This window comes from Methylobacillus methanolivorans (assembly GCF_054588515.1).
Genome location: NZ_BAAILT010000002.1, coordinates 971979 through 990580 on the forward strand (window position 1 = coordinate 971979; position 18602 = coordinate 990580).

18 protein-coding genes are annotated in these 18602 nt (G+C 52.0%); 1 reads left to right on the forward strand and 17 read right to left on the reverse strand.

Annotated elements, in window-relative coordinates; translation table 11 throughout:
• Nucleotides 1–16: 16 nt before the first annotated feature.
• The 17 genes from folC to LG202_RS05935 all read right to left on the reverse strand — a co-directional run bounded on the left by folC (nt 17) and on the right by LG202_RS05935 (nt 18182).
• Nucleotides 17–1318: a bifunctional tetrahydrofolate synthase/dihydrofolate synthase gene (folC, locus tag LG202_RS05855; protein ID WP_230347463.1), complete on the reverse strand. Its 1302-nt coding sequence runs from the start codon at nt 1316–1318 to the stop codon at nt 17–19.
• A gap of 15 nt (nt 1319–1333) precedes the next feature.
• Entirely contained in the window at nt 1334–2203 is an 870-nt protein-coding gene (accD, locus tag LG202_RS05860; RefSeq protein ID WP_230347464.1) for an acetyl-CoA carboxylase, carboxyltransferase subunit beta, read from the reverse strand.
• A gap of 106 nt (nt 2204–2309) precedes the next feature.
• On the reverse strand, nt 2310–3116 hold the full coding sequence (trpA, locus tag LG202_RS05865; RefSeq protein ID WP_230347465.1) for a tryptophan synthase subunit alpha: 807 nt from the start codon (nt 3114–3116) through the stop codon (nt 2310–2312).
• A gap of 13 nt (nt 3117–3129) precedes the next feature.
• Nucleotides 3130–4332 (reverse strand): tryptophan synthase subunit beta, encoded by a 1203-nt coding sequence (gene trpB / locus LG202_RS05870; protein WP_230347466.1) that lies wholly within the window; start codon nt 4330–4332, stop codon nt 3130–3132.
• Nucleotides 4319–4942 carry a phosphoribosylanthranilate isomerase gene (locus LG202_RS05875; RefSeq protein ID WP_230347467.1) on the reverse strand — a complete coding sequence of 208 codons (624 nt, stop codon included), beginning with the start codon at nt 4940–4942 and terminating at the stop codon, nt 4319–4321. Before LG202_RS05875 ends, trpB begins: the two co-directional genes overlap by 14 nt.
• 77 nt (nt 4943–5019) lie before the next feature.
• A complete protein-coding gene (truA, locus tag LG202_RS05880) occupies nt 5020–5805 on the reverse strand; it encodes a tRNA pseudouridine(38-40) synthase TruA (RefSeq protein ID WP_230347468.1) in 786 nt (261 codons plus the stop codon).
• 64 nt (nt 5806–5869) lie between these two features.
• Nucleotides 5870–8956 (reverse strand): FimV/HubP family polar landmark protein, encoded by a 3087-nt coding sequence (locus LG202_RS05885; RefSeq protein WP_230347469.1) that lies wholly within the window; start codon nt 8954–8956, stop codon nt 5870–5872.
• A gap of 161 nt (nt 8957–9117) precedes the next feature.
• Nucleotides 9118–10230 carry an aspartate-semialdehyde dehydrogenase gene (gene asd, locus LG202_RS05890; RefSeq protein ID WP_230347470.1) on the reverse strand — a complete coding sequence of 371 codons (1113 nt, stop codon included), beginning with the start codon at nt 10228–10230 and terminating at the stop codon, nt 9118–9120.
• A gap of 56 nt (nt 10231–10286) precedes the next feature.
• Nucleotides 10287–11342, reverse strand: coding sequence for a 3-isopropylmalate dehydrogenase (leuB, locus tag LG202_RS05895; protein WP_230347471.1), 1056 nt, complete (start codon nt 11340–11342; stop codon nt 10287–10289).
• 75 nt (nt 11343–11417) lie between these two features.
• Nucleotides 11418–12056: a 3-isopropylmalate dehydratase small subunit gene (gene leuD / locus LG202_RS05900; RefSeq protein WP_230347472.1), complete on the reverse strand. Its 639-nt coding sequence runs from the start codon at nt 12054–12056 to the stop codon at nt 11418–11420.
• Nucleotides 12057–12076: 20 nt separating this feature from the next.
• Nucleotides 12077–12190, reverse strand: coding sequence for an entericidin A/B family lipoprotein (locus LG202_RS05905; RefSeq protein ID WP_459724658.1), 114 nt, complete (start codon nt 12188–12190; stop codon nt 12077–12079).
• A 23-nt stretch (nt 12191–12213) separates the two neighbouring features.
• Nucleotides 12214–13620 (reverse strand): 3-isopropylmalate dehydratase large subunit, encoded by a 1407-nt coding sequence (gene leuC, locus LG202_RS05910; RefSeq protein WP_230347473.1) that lies wholly within the window; start codon nt 13618–13620, stop codon nt 12214–12216.
• A gap of 75 nt (nt 13621–13695) precedes the next feature.
• A complete protein-coding gene (locus LG202_RS05915) occupies nt 13696–14190 on the reverse strand; it encodes a YajQ family cyclic di-GMP-binding protein (RefSeq protein ID WP_230347474.1) in 495 nt (164 codons plus the stop codon).
• Between the two features lie 275 nt (nt 14191–14465).
• Nucleotides 14466–14777: a pyrimidine/purine nucleoside phosphorylase gene (gene ppnP / locus LG202_RS05920; protein ID WP_230347475.1), complete on the reverse strand. Its 312-nt coding sequence runs from the start codon at nt 14775–14777 to the stop codon at nt 14466–14468.
• 25 nt (nt 14778–14802) lie between these two features.
• A complete protein-coding gene (locus tag LG202_RS05925; protein ID WP_230347476.1) occupies nt 14803–16023 on the reverse strand; it encodes an argininosuccinate synthase in 1221 nt (406 codons plus the stop codon).
• Nucleotides 16024–16063: 40 nt separating this feature from the next.
• Nucleotides 16064–16984, reverse strand: a complete 921-nt coding sequence (gene argF, locus LG202_RS05930) for an ornithine carbamoyltransferase (protein WP_230347477.1) — start codon at nt 16982–16984, stop codon at nt 16064–16066.
• A 19-nt stretch (nt 16985–17003) separates the two neighbouring features.
• The gene (locus LG202_RS05935; protein WP_230347478.1) at nt 17004–18182 is read right to left on the reverse strand and encodes an aspartate aminotransferase family protein; all 1179 of its coding nucleotides are present in this window, start codon (nt 18180–18182) and stop codon (nt 17004–17006) included.
• Between LG202_RS05935 and LG202_RS05940 the strand changes: the two genes are divergently transcribed.
• Nucleotides 18182–18469 (forward strand): hypothetical protein, encoded by a 288-nt coding sequence (locus tag LG202_RS05940; protein WP_230347479.1) that lies wholly within the window; start codon nt 18182–18184, stop codon nt 18467–18469. The genes LG202_RS05935 and LG202_RS05940 overlap by 1 nt on opposite strands.
• The last annotated feature ends 133 nt before the right edge of the window (nt 18470–18602 follow it).

Genomic DNA, 18602 nt, shown 5'->3' on the forward strand with positions numbered 1-18602 from the left:
TACTATCCTTGTTGAATCAGTGCGTTGCTATCTTTTCACAAGCAGCCATATCAAGCTCACGCATGATATCGGCCACAGTGAAGAACGAACCAAAGACGATAATTCTATCATTTTCGCCTGCTTCGTTACAGGCTTGCTGATATGCCGCCCTAACATCCGCATGCATTACTACAGAGGCGTCAGTGGCCTGGTTTTTTACATATTCATGCAATTGCTCGACTCCAGCACCTCGCCCATGTGTCACCCTGGCGATGTACCAAGCATCAATATGTGGCGCTACAGCTTGCACCACTCCTGCAATATCCTTATCGCCCAGCATGGAAAATACCGCCAGGGTGCGCCCTGTCACTGGGTATTGCGCCAGATTGGAAGCCAATGCTCCGGCAGCATGAGGATTATGCGCGACATCAAGCACCACTTGAGGTTGATGACGACAGATCTGGAAACGCCCGCTCAGAGCAACCTGTTGCAGACCCTGCTGCATATGCTCAAGCGTAACAGGCAGCTTCACCAATAGAGCATCCACGGCATTGATGACACAAGCTGCGTTATTGAGTTGAAACTCGCCTGCCAAAGCGGGCCATGGTAGTGCATACTCATGACTGGGTGATTGATATTGCCATCCAGAGGCTAGCCGTTTAAAGCTGAACTCATGCCCGATCAGGCGCAAATCTGCGCCAATGTCATTGGCATACGATGAGAGAGATAACGGTGGATGATCATCACCGCAGATTGCAGGAACACCAGGGCGGAATACACCCGCTTTTTCCCGGCCAATACACTCCCGGTCATTACCAAGAAAATCCATATGATCAAGATCAATACTGGTAACAATGCTGCACACCGGTGAAAATACATTCACGGCATCCAGCCGCCCACCGAGGCCAACTTCCAGGATAGCAATATCTACATTAGCTGCGACCATACTCCAGACAGCGGCCAATGTACCAAACTCGAAATAAGTTAGAGCGGTTTCACCGCGTGCTTGCTCAATCGCCTCGAATGCCTCGACAAGCACGGCATCCTCGACCTCTACACCGCCAAGCCGCACTCGTTCGTTATAGCGCACGAAATGAGGCGATGTGTAACAACCAGTCTTGTAGCCTGCAGCTTGATAGATGCTTTCCAGCATGGCACAAGTTGACCCCTTGCCATTGGTGCCTGCAACGATCACGATAGGAAACTGTGGTTGCAGGCCCAGGCGCTGGCGCACCAATTCGACGCGCTCCAGCCCCATTGCGATGGAGGCCGGATGCAGGGCCTCTATATAGGCAAGCCAGCCCGCGAGATCACGAGCAGCAGGTAAAGAAGATGTCACAGAAGCTCGAATAATTTATGCAGCGCTCGCGGGAAGTCGCATCATGCTGGCCATCAAGGTCGCTAGCTTGTCGCGCATTTCTCGCCTATCCACGATCATGTCAATGGCACCATGCTCCAAGAGGAACTCAGAGCGCTGGAATCCTTCTGGCAAGGTTTCACGCACCGTTTGCTCGATCACGCGAGGACCAGCAAAACCAATCAAGGCTTGAGGTTCAGCAATGATCACGTCGCCCAGCATGGCAAAGCTTGCCGACACACCGCCCATGGTCGGGTCAGTCAATACAGAGATATAAGGCAGGCCAGCCTTGCCCAACTTGGTCAGCGCAGCACTGGTCTTGGCCATTTGCATCAGGGAAAACAAGCCCTCTTGCATCCGTGCACCGCCACTGGCAGAAACGCAAATGAATGGTGTACGGTTATCAATAGCAGCTTGAACGCCACGTGCAAACCGCTCACCAACGACAGACCCCATAGAGCCACCCATGAACTTGAATTCAAAGGCAGCGGCAACCACACCCACGTTCTTGATGCTGCCTTGCATCACGATCAATGAGTCAGTCTCTTCCATCTCAGTTTGCGTAGCCTTCAAGCGATCAACGTAGCGCTTACTATCCTTGAACTTGAGAGGATCAACAGGTTGCACCTCGGCACCAATTTCCGAGCGCCCTTCTGGGTCCAGCAGGAAATGCAAGCGTGTACGTGCAGAAATACGATTATGGTAAGAACACTTGGGACAAACTTCAGAATTACTTTCCAGATCAGTACGATAGAGCACCGCCTCACAAGAAGGGCACTTACTCCACAGCCCCTCAGGGACGGTCTTGCGATTATTGCCCACCGGGCGATTGATCTTTGGAGGCAGAAGTTTTTGCAACCAGCTCATGGTTTATCCTTTATTCAGACATGAAGCGACCAGGCATCAAGCTGGTAACGCTTATGTTCAATTAGCGTTCAATGTGCCGGACAATCACCTGCCCGACCTTCAATGACTAATGCGTTGCTGCATCAACGGCGGCACGCAAAGTTTGCGTCAAGCTCACCACATTGCTTAACAAGTTATCTTCAGTAGAATTTTCGATTTCCTGGATCATGCGGCTACCGATCACCACAGCATCAGCCACCTCCGCCACTGCCTTGGCAGTCGCAGCATCCCGCACCCCGAAACCTACACCAATCGGCAAGTCTGTTTGCGTACGAATCGCCTTGACCTTTGTCCCCACTTCGACAATATCGAGATTCTTGGAACCTGTTACACCCTTGAGCGACACATAGTAAACGAAGCCAGCAGCCTGTTGCACAATCATGTCAACACGGTGAGTGTCTGAAGTTGGAGAGAGCAGGAAGATAGGATCCAGTTGCTGTGCTTTCAACAGCTGCACAAACTCCCCGGATTCCTCAGGCGGATAATCCACCGTCAGCACACCATCCACACCCACTGCCCGGGCGCGCTCAGCAAATTTAGCCTGCCCCATGGCCTCTACCGGGTTGGCATACCCCATCAGGACGATAGGCGTTTGATCATCTGTGAGGCGGAATTCGCGTACCATCTCCAGCACATCACCCAAGCCTACCTTGTGCACCAGCGCCCGTTCAGTCGCACGCTGGATGGTTGGACCGTCTGCCATGGGGTCAGAGAATGGCACGCCAAGCTCAATAATATCGGCACCAGATTGCACCAAGGCATGCATCAACGATACGGTATGCCTTGGATGAGGGTCACCAGCGGTGATGTAAGGGATGAGGGCTTTTTTGCCTTGCGACTTGAGCGCCGCGAATGTTGCTTGAATACGTGACATGTGAAGCACCAAGTTACAGGGTAATGCCAGCCAGGCCGGCTACAGTGTTGATATCCTTATCGCCGCGCCCGGACAGGTTAACCAGCAAGACCTGATCAGGCGACATGGTGGCTGCCAGCTTCATGGCATAGGCTAATGCATGGCTGGATTCCAACGCGGGAATAATGCCCTCGGTACGACACAAGGTATGAAATGCATCCATGGCCTCATCATCCGTCACCGCGACATATTCGGCACGCTTGATATCCTTGAGCCAAGCATGCTCAGGACCAACACCAGGATAATCAAGGCCAGCGGACACAGAATGGGTCTCCACAATCTGACCATTCTCATCCTGCATCAGGTAGGTACGATTGCCATGCAATACACCAGCTGGACTGTTGGCAGTCAAAGGTGCAGCATGTTTGCCAGTTTCGATACCATGTCCGGCGGCTTCCACGCCAATCAAGCGCACACCCTCAACATCAATATAAGGGTAGAAAATACCCATGGCATTGGAACCACCACCAACGCAGGCGATGACGGCATCAGGTTGGCGGCCAATCATTTCCTGCATCTGCTCCTTGGCCTCAATGCCGATTACCGCCTGAAAATCCCGTACCATCATGGGATAAGGGTGCGGGCCAGCCACCGTGCCGATAATATAGAACGTATTGGAAATATTCGTGACCCAATCCCGCATGGCTTCATTCAGAGCATCCTTGAGGGTCTTCGAGCCACTTTCTACCGGCACGACAGTCGCACCCAGTAGCTTCATGCGAAATACGTTGGGTGCTTGGCGCTTAACGTCTTCCGCGCCCATATAGACGACACACTCCAGGCCAAGACGGGCCGCAATCGTAGCTGTTGCCACGCCATGTTGACCTGCCCCCGTCTCGGCAATCACGCGAGGCTTGCCCATGCGTTTAGCCAACAAGGCCTGCCCAATGGTGTTATTTACCTTGTGCGCGCCAGTATGGTTCAAGTCTTCCCGCTTGAGATATATCTGGGCACCACCGATTTTTTTGGTGAGGCGCTCGGCATGATAGACCGGGCTTGGGCGACCAACAAAGTGCTTGAGGTCGTAGGCGAATTCGGCAAGAAACTCCGGATCATGGCGATAGCGCTCATACATGACGCGCAACTCTTCAAGCGCCTCCACCAATGTTTCGGCAACGAAAATACCGCCATACGGGCCAAAATGGCCACGCGCATCTGGCATGTCATAAAGCTGCATTCTGTACTCCTTGCATGAATGCGGCGATCTTGGCCGCACTCTTGATTCCTTTGGATTCTTCAACACCACCACTGACATCTACCGCATAGGGCCGCACTTGGCAAATCGCCCCTGCTACATTATCAGGAGTGAGCCCACCTGCAAGCACTAGCGGAACTGGCAATTGCTGCGGGATCAAGCTCCAGTCAAAGACATGACCTGTGCCCCCCGCCACGCCAGGCAAAAAGGCATCGAGCAATAAGGCGCGGGCATCTTGGTATTGAGTGGCGTATTGTAGCAAATTTGTATCGTCCCTGACGCGTACTGCCTTCATATAAGGCAGGCCATAAAGACGGCAAGCATCAGGCGACTCCTCGCCATGAAACTGTAATAGGTCGAGCTGGACCTCTGCGAGCACCGTGTTTATTTCACCAGGCATGGCATCCACAAACAAACCGACGCTGCTGACAAAAGGTGGCAAGGCAGCCACAATTTCTGCGGCGCGCTGTATATCAACATTTCTGGGGCTTGGTCCATAGAACACCAGACCAATGGCATCACAACCATGCGCGACAGCAGTAAGCGCATCTTCAACGCGGGTGATGCCACAGATTTTGACGCGGGTTCTCAAGCTGATAATACGCCTGTCATAGAAAGGCGCTAGGGTACCTTAAAATCGCGCCTAATGGCACAAAATCCTGCCAAACCTCAAGCAATTCCCAGCTGCAATTTACGCTCAGTAATAGGCAATCCCCACCGCGCATCATAGCCAACCCCTGTGAGGTAAAGGCCATCAGGAGCAAATGTGGGTGGTGAAAGTGTGCGATCCCTGGCAGCAAGTAACTCGGCCATAAACGCCGGAGGATATTTCCCTTTGCCTATATACACCAGCGCTCCCACCATATTGCGCACTTGGTGATGCAGGAAGGCATTAGCACAAAAATCAAATACCAAACTACTGCCAAAAGCGTTCACCGAAGCTTGATGCATAGTTTTCACCGGTGATTTTGCCTGACACTCTGCGGCACGAAACGCGCTGAAATCGTGCTGCCCGTGTAAATAAGCAATAGCTTCCTGCATGGCTTGCAAATCCAGTGGCTGATGGAACCACCCCGCCTTCCCGGCCATCACTGCAGGGGCTACTGGCTGATTAACCAGCCAGTATTGATAACTGCGCTGATAGGCATCAAATCGCGCATGAAATTGCTCATCAACTTGGGTGGCCCATAACACGCGAATTGATCGCGGTAGCTTGGTATTCACGCCGCGCACCCAAGCATTGCATGGCCTTATTGCCGTCGTATCGAAATGAACTACCTGAGATAAAGCATGAACCCCGGTGTCAGTGCGCCCGGCTGCCGACACCTTGACACGATGACCCGCCATCGCAGACAAAGCCAACTCCAGCGCATCTTGTATTGTCTGACCATTAGGCTGACTCTGCCAACCACAAAAACCAGCACCATCATATTCAATACCTAATGCCAACCTCATCCATGCCTACCTGATATGAAAAAAGCCGGGCAACTCCCGGCTTGGTATTGCAACACTAGCTGCCTCAAGGGAGACTATCCAGAATGGATTGAGCCTTTTGTTTCTGCCGTGGGCCACCTTCGTTGAGGATTTCCTCCAGCAACTCACGCGCACCCTCGTTGTCTCCCATATCCATATAGGCGGTGACGAGATCAAGCTTGGTATCAACATCAGGAGACTCATCCATTTCACTCTCAGGCTCGGTTGACCCTGCCTGCTCATCTGCCACATCCAGACTAATTCCGGAAAGGTTGATATCACTAGCTGTGGGTGTTGCAGCGACTTCGTCATCAATCTCCAGATCAAAGTCCGGGAATACAATGCTTTCCTCGCGAGTCCCTGCTGCTTCTGTAGCAGCTTGAGTATCGCCACCCAAATCTATACCAGCAAAATTGAAGCTAGGCTCACTCGTTTCTAGGGCGCCACCTGCCTCAACTTTCGGATCTGGCACAGCCGCATCTGCCTTGGGTAATTCAGGCACCTCAGCGACATCAGACAAAACATCATCCGCTGGTACATCGTCAGGGAAGCTGATCTCTGGCAAATCAAAATCAATATCCGGCAAGCCGTCATCGTCCAGCGAGTCACCCACTTCGGTAGCAAAGGTTTCAGCAGCAGGAGTAGATACCTCAACCGCAGGCAATTCAATCTCTGGTAAATCCAGATCGACATCAGATGTTTGCAACGGCTCATTACCCACTGCAGTCTGACTACCAATCTCATCAAGCTCAGGAATGAAGAACTCAGGGACTGCCGTTTCTTCCGCTTGCACTTCGTCACCATTAGCCTCAGTAGGTAAGTCAAAGTCAGGGATAGCCGCATCAAGCTCTGCAATATCCAATTGCATGCTGTTTTCTGCAGGTGGCTCTGGCAGATCAAGCGTGAAATCCATGCTGTTTCCGGCATATTGATCAGCAGCTTCTTCCACTTGATCAGGCTCAGCAACAGCCGTATCCAGATCAAAGTCTAGTGCTGGAAAATCCTGTTCACCGTTATTATCTTCACCAGGCTCAGCAAGCAAAGCATCTTCCAAGGATTGGTCTTGCTCGCTATCATCATTCATCAAGCCCGCAGTAGCGGCGACCGCAGCCCCTGCCAATATCGCACTATCAAGGCCAGCACTGGCTTCAATTGGCTTTTGCTGCACAGCCTCATTGGCTTGCGCGACACCCAGCGTTGCAGGAGCACTCGCCTTATCAGCAATGTTATCTTCGGAGTACAGAGGATTTTCTGGTTCCAGCTTGCGCCCCATCGCTGCAACCTTGCCCCAGACAGGATCGGCAGCACCCAGCGTGGTATACATTTCGCCGGCAACGGTTTCAAACGCAGAGGTATCGTTGCGAGCAGCATAAATCTCGAGCAACTTGAGGTGCAATTCATGACGCTGCGGCTCCTTGACGATCGCGTCCTTGAGGATTTCCTCGGCCTGGGCATCTCGCCCATATGCCATATAAACCTCTGCTTCAGCAATCGGGTCAACATCGTGCGTATCGATCATGCCGCCAGTATTCTGCGAGAAATCATTTAGGAAAGAGGTATCTCCCGTATTCACGGTAGCACCAGCAGTGTTGCCAAATACCGTATTAGGCTTGAGCCCACCTGCGGTCAGGATGCCTTTCTCGAAACTATCCAGCTCACGCTTGCGCTTGTTACGCATGTACAACCAGCCACCAAGCAACAGGAGTATGCCGCCTCCAGCCAGTGCTAATGGCAATGGGTCGTCACCAACCAGCTCATCGAAAAGGCTAGGCTCCTCTACCGGCGAAACGACTGGTGCAGGCTGATTTTGAGGTTTGACAGGTTCCACTGCATCACCAACAGATGCTGCATCCGGCTTACTTTCTTCGGCTGTAGGCTCTGTCGCTGCTGTAATATCTTCGGGCTCTGGCTGGGGATCAGGTGTAGCCACAGCGCGTTCTGGAGATGTTGCGGGCTTGGCGGCAGGTTCATCTGCGTTCTGCAAATTTGCTAATGCCTGGTTCTTGATCGCCAACAGCTTTTGCATGTCGGCAATTTGCTTTTCCAGCATCGCAGTCCGCTCAGCAGCCTCTTTGAGGCTCTTATCCTTGGCGGTCAGCTCTTCCTGCATCGAATTCAGCTGTGCCTGATTTGCATTGTTGCTCGACAACCTGACGACATCACGCGGGCCTGCCGCAGGTGGCGTAGCCCTATCAGTAGCAGGAGTCGAAATACGTCCGGAAGCAGACTGTTGAGCGCCACCATCGGTGGAGGGTATGGATTCAGCAGCCAAGTCCGCCAAGCGATTGCGATAGGCATTCCAATCAGACGTTTGCACCTTGACCTCGCGCGTGGCTTCGGCAGGTGCGATCTGCTGCAGCTCACTCGCACTAGGTACGCGCAGAATCTGCCCCACCTTGAGGCGGTTCATGTTCTTGCCAGCAAAAGCATCCTCGTTAGCGCGATACAGACCAACCAGCATTTGATCAAGACTGACGCCTTGTACTTGATGCTCACGCGCAATCGCACTTAAGGTGTCGCCGCGAGAAGTGGTGTAATGTGGTGCTGAAGTATCTGGCGCAGGCGCTGGCTTGGCCTGTGGTCGAGTCGGGGTTGGAGGAACCGGGGCAGTACGTGATGGAGTAGTATTAACGGCTGACTGGGCTTGCTTGGGCACTTCAGCAGGTACAGGGATAGCAGGCGCGGCACTAGGGGGTAGCTGCACACCGTTATACACTTGCGCCTGGTTATTATAGCCAGGAGGATCAAGCAATACCGTGTATTCACGCAACAACCGTCCTGTTGCCCAATCGACCTGAATCAGCATATCCAGGAAAGGATCGCTGATTGCCTGCGATGAGGTGAGCTTAAGAACAGCGGCACCATCAGCACGCTTGCTGACCGCTACCTTGATGGCGTTATGAATGGCAGTACGCTCTACCCCCTGCACATTGTAAGCTTCCTGCGGTGCAATCCCCGCAGTGAGAGAGGCTAGTTCATCTGGTGTCGTAGAAAGAAGTTCAATCTCAGCAGAAAGTGGCTCACCAAGTCCGGATGTGACGGTCAAGCGGCCAAGGCCAGCAGCCTCACCCATCATTGGCACAAACGCCAACAACACCGCAAGCGCGACCCCTTTAAATTTGGACTTATGCACTATTCCACCCTTATCAACTTTAAATAGCATTATTAAGCTAACATCAATTAGTTACGGTTTCAAGCTAATACATCGCTTTACATTCCCAATGTTAGCCCAAGCTTCATGGGGCCGGTACCACCCCATGAGGCAAAACAGCAAGGGCATCAGCGCTAATACAATCAAGCCTCGACCAGAATGCGCAGCATGCGGCGTAATGGCTCTGCAGCACCCCACAAGAGCTGGTCACCTACCGTAAATGCGGAGAGATATTCACCACCCATGCCCATTTTTCGCAAGCGGCCCACTGGTGTTTGCAAGGTGCCAGTCACGGCGGCAGGGCTTAGACGTTTGACTGTTTCATTACGCTCGTTTGGCACCACCTCTGCCCAGGGGTTTGCTTCTGCCAACATGCCTTCAATTTCGTTCAACGGCACGTCCTGCTTTAACTTGATGGTCAGTGCCTGTGAATGACAGCGCATGGCCCCGATGCGTACACACAATCCATCAATCACGATAGGATTGGCATCACGACCCAGGATTTTGTTGGTTTCAGCCATGCCTTTCCACTCTTCCTTGCTTTGCCCATTCCCCAGATCCTTGTCTATCCATGGGATCAGGCTGCCAGCCAAAGGCACACCAAAATGATCCACCGGAAAATCTGCGCTACGCAGGGTATCTGCTACCTTGCGGTCAATATCAAGGATGGCAGAAGCGGCATCTTGCAACTCAGCAGCGACACCAGCGTGCACTACGCCCATTTGGCGAATCAATTCCCGCATATTTTGTGCACCAGCACCCGATGCAGCCTGATAAGTCATGGAGCTTGCCCACTCAACCAGGTTTACCTTGAACAAACCATTCAACGCCATCAGCATCAGGGAAACCGTGCAGTTACCACCTATCCAATTGCGACCACCTGTAGATAGAGACTGTTTGATCACATCCAGATTAACCGGGTCTAGGATAATGACGGCATCTTTCTCCATCCGCAGTGTAGAGGCAGCATCAATCCAATGCCCCTGCCAGCCATCGGCACGCAACTTAGGGAATATCTCGCTGGTGTAGTCGCCACCCTGGCAAGAAACGATGATATCCATGGCCTTGAGCTCGGCAATAGCCTTGGCATCTTTGAGCGCAGGTGTATCGCGACCAATCGCAGGGCCTGCACCACCAGTCTGTGAGGTCGTGAAGAAGATGGGCTCGATATCCTGAAAATCACCCTCTGCGATCATGCGCTGCATAAGCACAGAACCCACCATACCGCGCCAGCCGACAAACCCTACTTTGAACATCGTCTCTTCCTGGTTAAATGGCCTTGTACAGGCCTATCATTGTGTTTGATTGATGATTATAGCGCTGCGACAACCGCATCACCCATTTCGCTGCACTTGACCTTATTAGCTCCCTCAGTCCAGATATCGGCAGTGCGATACCCTTGTTCCAAGGCTTTCTTCACGGCATTTTCCACGCGCAAGGCATTAGCTTCATCATTGAAGGTGTAGCGCAACATCATGGCAGCGGAAAGGATAGTCGCTAATGGGTTGGCAATATCCTTGCCTGCAATGTCTGGAGCAGAACCGTGGCTAGGCTCATACATACCCTTGTTGTTCTGGTCCAGTGAAGCCGAAGGCAGCATGCCGATGGAACCAGTCAACATAGAGGCTTCGTCAGAAAGGATGTCGCCAAAAATGTTGCCAGTCACCATGACATCGAACTGCTTAGGAGCGCGAATCAATTGCATGGCGGCGTTATCCACATACATGTGGCTAAGCTCAACATCCGGATATTCCTTGGAAACTTCTATCATCACTTGGCGCCAGAGCTCAGTCGTTTCCAGCACGTTAGCCTTATCTACAGAGCAGACCTTTTTATTGCGCTTTTGCGCAATACTGAACGCCACATGCGCAATGCGACGAATCTCGGATTCGCTATAACGCATGGTATTAATACCTTCGCGCTCGCCATTTTCCAGAGTGGAAATGCCGCGTGGCTGACCAAAGTAAATATCGCCAGTCAGCTCACGGACGATCATGATATCCAGGCCTGAAACCACTTCTGGCTTCAAGGTGGAAGCAGAAGCAAGTTCTGGATAGAGCAAAGCCGGACGCAGGTTTGCAAACAGGTTTAATGCCTTGCGGATACGCAACAGGCCACGTTCCGGGCGTTGGTCACGTGGCAGGCTATCGTATTTCCAATCACCCACGGCACCTAACAACACAGCATCAGCTTCCTGTGCCAGCTTTAATGTCGCTTCGGGCAAAGGATCACCTGCTGCCTCGTAACCAGCGCCGCCGATCGGTGCCTCATGCAACTCAAGGTTGAGGTCTAGCGCCTTCAGTACCTTGACAGCTTGCGCAACAATTTCAGGACCGATGCCGTCGCCCGGCAATACCGCAATCTTCATAAACGTGTTCCCAGATATTGATTTGATGTAAACAGGAGCACCCATGCTATTCAATGAAATAGCATAGGTCAGGATTTAGTTGAACAGCCAGGGCTGCGTTGCCTTGTGCTTGGCTTCAAAGACCTTGATTTCATCCACATGCTGTAAAGTCAGGCCAATATCATCAAGGCCATTCAAAAGGCAATGCTTGCGGAATGGATCAATCTCAAAAGCGTAGCTATTGCCGGCAGGTGTTTGCACGGTCTGTGTCTGCAGGTCTATCAATAACTGATAGCCTTCCTTGGGCTCTGCTTCCTTGAACAAGCTATCGACAATCGCTGCATCGAGCACGATCGGCAAAATGCCGTTCTTGAAACAGTTATTGAAGAAAATATCGGCAAAACTCGGGGCGATAATGGCGCGGAAGCCATAGTCAAGCAAAGCCCATGGCGCATGCTCGCGGCTGGAACCACAGCCGAAATTCTCGCGCGCCAGTAAAACGCTGGCCCCCTGGTAACGAGGAAAGTTGAGCGGAAAATCAGGATTCAGCGGACGCTTGCTATTGTCCATACCTGGTTCGCCCTGATCCAGATAACGCCACTCGTCAAAGGCGTTAGGGCCAAAGCCCGCTCGCTTGATTGACTTCAAAAACTGCTTGGGAATGATGGCATCGGTATCGACATTTGCGCGATCCAAAGGGGCCACTAATCCATTTAATTGGGTAAATGCTTGCATATTGATCCAATAACGATTCGTTACTTGCTTGATTTCTGTATGGCTTCGCCAGCCTTCTCAATATCCTTGCCCACACCATTGATGGTATTACAGGCCATCAAAGGCATCGCCAATAGTGAGAGTGCTGCCATCATCAACATTTTTCGCATCATCACACTCAATTCAACAATTGGCGTACATCAACGAAATGTCCTGTAACAGCGGCGGCAGCAGCCATTTCCGGGCTGACCAAGTGAGTACGGCCACCCGCGCCCTGACGTCCCTCAAAGTTACGATTCGAGGTTGAGGCACAGCGCTCGCCAGGCTCCAGGCGATCAGCATTCATGGCAAGGCACATCGAGCAACCAGGCTCACGCCATTCAAAACCGGCTTCTTTGAAAATCTTGTCCAGGCCTTCATGCTCAGCTTGCTCCTTGACCAGGCCTGAGCCAGGCACCACCATCGCCAACTTGACGTTGGGTGCCACATGCTTGCCCTTGGCAACAGAAGCCGCCGCACGCAAATCTTCAATTCGCGAGTTGGTACAAGAACCAATGAATACCTTGTCAATCGGGATCTGCGAGATCGGTGTATTGGCCTGCAAGCCCATATACTGCAAGGCACGCTCCATGCCGCTACGCTTGGTCGGATCGTTTTCCTTGGCAGGATCCGGCACGATACCGTTCACAGCAGTCACCATTTCTGGAGAGGTTCCCCAGGTGACTTGAGGTTCAATTTCCTCCGCACGCAACTCCACGACAGCGTCAAACTTCGCGCCCTCATCGCTATGCAGTGTGCGCCAGTAAGACACGGCAGCATCCCATTGCTCAGGCTTGGGCGCATAGGGACGACCCTTGACGTAATTGATCGTGATGTCATCCACAGCGACCATACCAGCACGTGCACCTGCCTCAATTGCCATATTGCACAGAGTCATGCGCCCTTCCATGCTCAGGCCACGGATGGCAGAACCCGCAAACTCGATTGCATAGCCAGTACCGCCCGCAGTGCCCATCTTACCAATAATCGCCAGCGCAATATCCTTGGCTGTGACACCTACTCCAAGCTGTCCTTCCACCAACACTTGCATGGCCTTGGATTTCTTCTGCACCAAGCACTGGGTCGCCATCACATGCTCAACCTCGGAAGTACCAATACCATGCGCCAACGCGCCAAATGCACCATGGGTACTGGTATGGGAATCGCCACAGACCACCGTCATGCCCGGCAGGGTTGCTCCCTGCTCAGGGCCCATCACGTGGACAATCCCCTGACGCGCATCACCCATCTTGAACTCGGTCACGCCAAAATCCGTACAGTTCTGATCCAGAGTTTCTACTTGCAAGCGCGAAATCGGGTCAGCAATGCCTTGGCTACGATCGGTTGTAGGGACATTATGATCTGGCACAGCCAGCACAGAGTTGATGCGCCAAAGCTTGCGACCCGCCATTTTCAGGCCTTCAAATGCCTGTGGGCTGGTAACTTCATGCACAAGATGACGGTCGATATAAATCAACGCAGCACCGTTTTCCTCACGTACCACGTGGGAATCAAATAATTTGTCGTAAAGCGTTTTGGCTGACATACGATCTTTCTGAAACTAAACCTGCTTAAATACTGTGTTCAACGCTGCAATAGCAACAATGGTTGAATCGGCCCATCAATCGCGAAAATTACCGAACTGCAAAGGGAAATCCGTAATGGATTTACGCACAAAGGCGATCGCCTCTTGCAGCACATCACGCTTGGCGCCCGTCACACGTACCTCATCGCCCTGGATGCTCGCTTGCACCTTGAGGCCACTATCCTTGAGTAATTTGACGATTTTTTTCGCCAACTCGCTATCGATACCAGCCTTGATCTTCAACACCTGCTTCACCTTGTTACCAGAAATCTTCTGCACATCCTGGTGATCCAGCCGCTTGGCGCTATCGGCCTCTTTCTTTTCCATTGCGGGCAGCAAGATGGCCTTGATCTGGTCCAGCTGGAAGTCAGAATCACCATGCAGCGTGATCTGATTGTCTTTTTCGTTCAGCTCGACATTGGCACTGGTGCCCTTGAAATCATAGCGATTGGTGATCTGCCGACCGGTCACATCCACTGCATTTTTCAATGCAACCATATCGACTTCAGAAGAAATATCAAATGAAGGCATCGTTTTCCATCCTCATCTCAATCCACTCCAACGTAGCAGGCATCATTCGCATATTGCCTTTAGGAGCATCGTCACTCACTTCATCAAACAAAGTGGGCACTAAAAATCGAACACTGGTATTTAGATCAGCTATTGCTGCAAACTACCCAGCATTACGCGTAAATTGAAAAACGCCCCGCGCTTGGCGTTGCGTTTTTCCACCGGAAGCCACTAACGGCCACCTACTCTCACTTCATTGATATCACCTGGGCAATATCAACACACAACAGGTACGTTTACTCAAAATGGCAAACGTAATCCAGCGTTTCCACCGTTTCGATATCAAAGCTGGAATTGCCAGGCACAGTAAATTTCTCGCCTGCGCTGTATGTTTTCCATTCGGTTTCACCGTTGAGTCTCACCTTGCAGACACCACCATTGATTTCCATCAACTCTGGGGAGCCGGTGTTGAACGTCAAGGCGCTAGGAAAAATCACGCCTACTGTCGCACGTGTACCGTTAGGGAACAGCACAGTATGGCTGACACACTTGCCATCAAAATACACATTGGCTTTTTTCTTAACACTGACATTGTCGAACTGGGCCACGACGCTTCTCCTAAAATCCTGTTAATTAGTTCTTGTTGCGCAAGTTCGCGGCAATCCGCATACGCAACGCATTCAACTTGATGAAACCACCTGCATCGCGGTGATCATAGGCACCGGCATCATCTTCAAATGTCGCGATATTGGGGTCGAACAATGAATCCGTCTTGGAATCGCGGCCGGTGACGATGACATTGCCCTTGTACAGCTTAAGCTTGACCCAGCCATTCACGGTGCTTTGAGTATGATCAATCAGCGTTTGCAACGTCACACGCTCAGGGCTCCACCAGTAGCCGTTGTAAATCATGCTTGCATAGCGTGGCATCAGATCATCCTTCAAGTGCGCCACTTCGCGGTCCAACGTAATAGACTCGATCGCGCGGTGCGCCTTGAGCAAGATGGTGCCGCCCGGCGTTTCATAGCAGCCACGTGACTTCATGCCTACATAGCGGTTTTCCACCAAGTCCAGGCGACCAATACCATGCTTGCCACCTAGGCGATTCAACTCAGCCAGCAACTCATGCGGCTTCAGCGCCTTCCCATTCAATGAGATGGGGTCGCCATTGCGATATTCAATCTCTAGGTACTCCGCTTCGTCAGGAGCACGCTCAGGCGATACCGTCCAGCGCCACATATCTTCCTCTGCTTCCGCAGCGGGATTTTCCAAATGGCGGCCTTCGTAAGAAATATGCAGCAAGTTGGCGTCCATGCTGTATGGGCTACCACCTTGACGATGCTTCATTTCGACGGGAATGCCATTCTTCTCAGCATAAGCCAGCAACTTCTCACGACTGAGCAAATCCCATTCGCGCCATGGCGCGATAATCTTGATATTGGGGTTAAGTGCGTAAGCGCCCAATTCGAAACGCACCTGATCATTACCCTTGCCGGTCGCACCATGGGACACCGCATCAGCATTGGTTGCCTGGGCAATCTCGATCAAGCGCTTGGCGATCAGGGGACGAGCAATAGACGTGCCCAGCAGGTATTCGCCTTCATAGACAGTGTTGGCACGGAACATCGGGAAGACGAAATCACGCACAAACTCTTCACGAAGATCGTCAATATAGATTTCCTTCACGCCAAACTTCTTGGCCTTCTCACGCGCAGGCTCCAGCTCTTCGCCCTGGCCGATATCTGCAGTAAACGTTACCACTTCACACTGGTATACATCTTGCAGCCACTTCAGGATCACGGAGGTATCCAGGCCGCCGGAGTAAGCCAGCACGACCTTCTTCACATCACTCATTTGACGGTTTCTTTCTCAATTAAATCCAGTTTACCCAGGCTTATGCCTGTACTTTGCCTAACAACAAGTATTCCATCAGGGCCTTTTGCGTATGCAGGCGGTTTTCCGCTTCATCCCACACCACGGATTGAGGCCCATCAATCACATCAGCAGTCACTTCTTCACCGCGATGCGCTGGTAAACAATGCATAAACAAGGCATCCTTGCCTGCGATACGCATCATGTCTGCATCGACTTGCCAATCATGGAAATCGCGGCGACGCTCTTCATTTTCCGCTTCAAACCCCATTGAGGTCCAGACATCGGTCGTCACGAGGTCTGCACCACGTGCAGCCTCCATCGGATCGGTAAATTCTTCGTAATGGTCTGTACCATAAAGATTGGCGCGTTCAGGCTCGACCTCGTAACCGGGCGGCGTAGAGACATGCACATTGAAATCCAGCACTTCAGCAGCTTGCAACCAGGTATTACAGACGTTATTTGAGTCGCCAATCCACGCTACTGTCTTGCCCTTGATGGAACCGTGGTGCTCGATATAAGTGAAAATATCGGCAAGTATCTGGCAAGGGTGATACTCATTGGTCAGGCCATTAATCACTGGCACGCGAGAGTTTGCAGCAAAGCGCTCAATGATTTCCTGTTCAAATGTACGGATCATCACGATATCGCTCATGCGCGAGATTACCTGCGCAGCATCTTCCACCGGCTCGCCACGCCCAAGCTGGGAGTCGCGGGTATTGAGATAGATGGCGGAACCACCCAACTGCTGCATACCTGCCTCGAACGACAAGCGAGTACGAGTGCTGGCCTTTTCAAAAATCATTACCAGGGTGCGATCTGTCAGTGGCCAGTACTGCTGATAGGCCTTGAACTGCTCCTTGATCCAGCGCGTACGGTCAAAGATATGCGCTAGCTCATCCGCATTCAGGTCGTTGAACTGTAAGAAGTGTTTGATTGCCATAGCGTTTTTATTCCCGCGACTAAGCAAGGAATTTCTTGATTAAAGGTGTCAGTATATTTACCAATTGTTGCGCTTCTGACTCACTCATGATGAGCGGTGGCAACAAGCGAACTACTTTATCTGCTGTTACATTGATCAGCAAACCAGCCTCAAGTGCTTGCTTGACCAAGTCACCACATGGCCTGTCTAGCTCTATACCTATCATCAGGCCCGCATTGCGGATGACACTCACACCAGCCACGCCCTGCAGGCTGGTTGCCAATGCCTCACGGATGTAATTACCCAGCTGCTCGGCATGCGCTAGCAAGCCATCAGACTCGATAATCTCCAGCGTTGCCAGGGCTGCTGTGGAGGCGAGTGGATTGCCGCCAAAGGTAGAGCCATGCTTGCCATATGTGAACACTTCTGCAGCCGCGCCTCGTGCCAAACAAGCACCAACAGGCACACCAGAGCCCAAGCCCTTGGCGAGGGTCATCACATCAGGCACAACATCGGTGTGCTGGAAGGCAAACCAGGTACCGGTACGCGCCACGCCGCTCTGCACTTCGTCCAACATCAGCAGCCAGCCATTGGCATCGCAAATCTCGCGCAAGCCGTTGAGGTAAGCAGCGGCATCGCGCGGCACATTGATACCGCCCTCGCCCTGAATAGGCTCCAACAGGATAGCCACAACATTCTTGTTGCGTTGAGCCACTTGACGAACTGCCTCAAGATCATCAAAAGGCACACGTATAAAACCACTCACTAAGGGCTCAAAACCGGCTTGTGCCTTGCGGTTGCCAGTAGCAGACAGTGTTGCCAGGGTACGGCCATGGAACGCACGTTCCATGACGATAATTTCAGGGTTTTCTACCCCTTTGTTATGCCCATAAAGACGTGCAAGCTTGATGGCAGCCTCGTTGGCCTCACAACCGGAGTTACAGACAAACACATTATCCATACCGGAAATTGCGCATAACTTATCTGCCAGCTTGCCTTGCTCTGCAATGCCATAAATATTCGAGACATGGATCAATCGGCTAGCCTGCTCACCTATGGCAGCTACCAGGCGAGGATGGGCATGGCCCAAACCATTCACCGCTACCCCGGCCAGTGCATCAAGGTAACGCTTGCCTTCGGTGTCCCACAACCATGCACCCTCACCTTTGGTGAATGTCACAGGTTGGCGGGCGTAGGTATTCATCAAGTGTTCAGACATTGCAGTATCTAGCCTCTAGGTTCGATCAAGTTTTAAAGCTCAAAAACAAAAACGGCGGCACCAGCCGCCGTTTACAGCATGACGCGGCACTCTCAGCGGACGAGCGCGCGCTTTTTCAGCAGTCGAATGGCTGCCAGCAGAGCAATACCAGTTGCTACCTTGCGCACTACAGTCTTCATGAGGTCACCGCCGAGAATCTTAAAATGGAAACCCGGCTTAAACTCATTACAGCGCCGGATTTTGCTCAACATTCAAGCGACTTAATACTTTTCGCTTCAAGGGATTGAGAGTAGCTCAAATCCTGAGTTTAGGCAAGAATTGGCAATAGGATTTATGCAGCAAATACCCGCTACGCTGCAGGGTGGGTTTCAAATTCCTTGAGTTTAGGGCAAAATCTAATGTTCGCTTGAATTCAAGGCG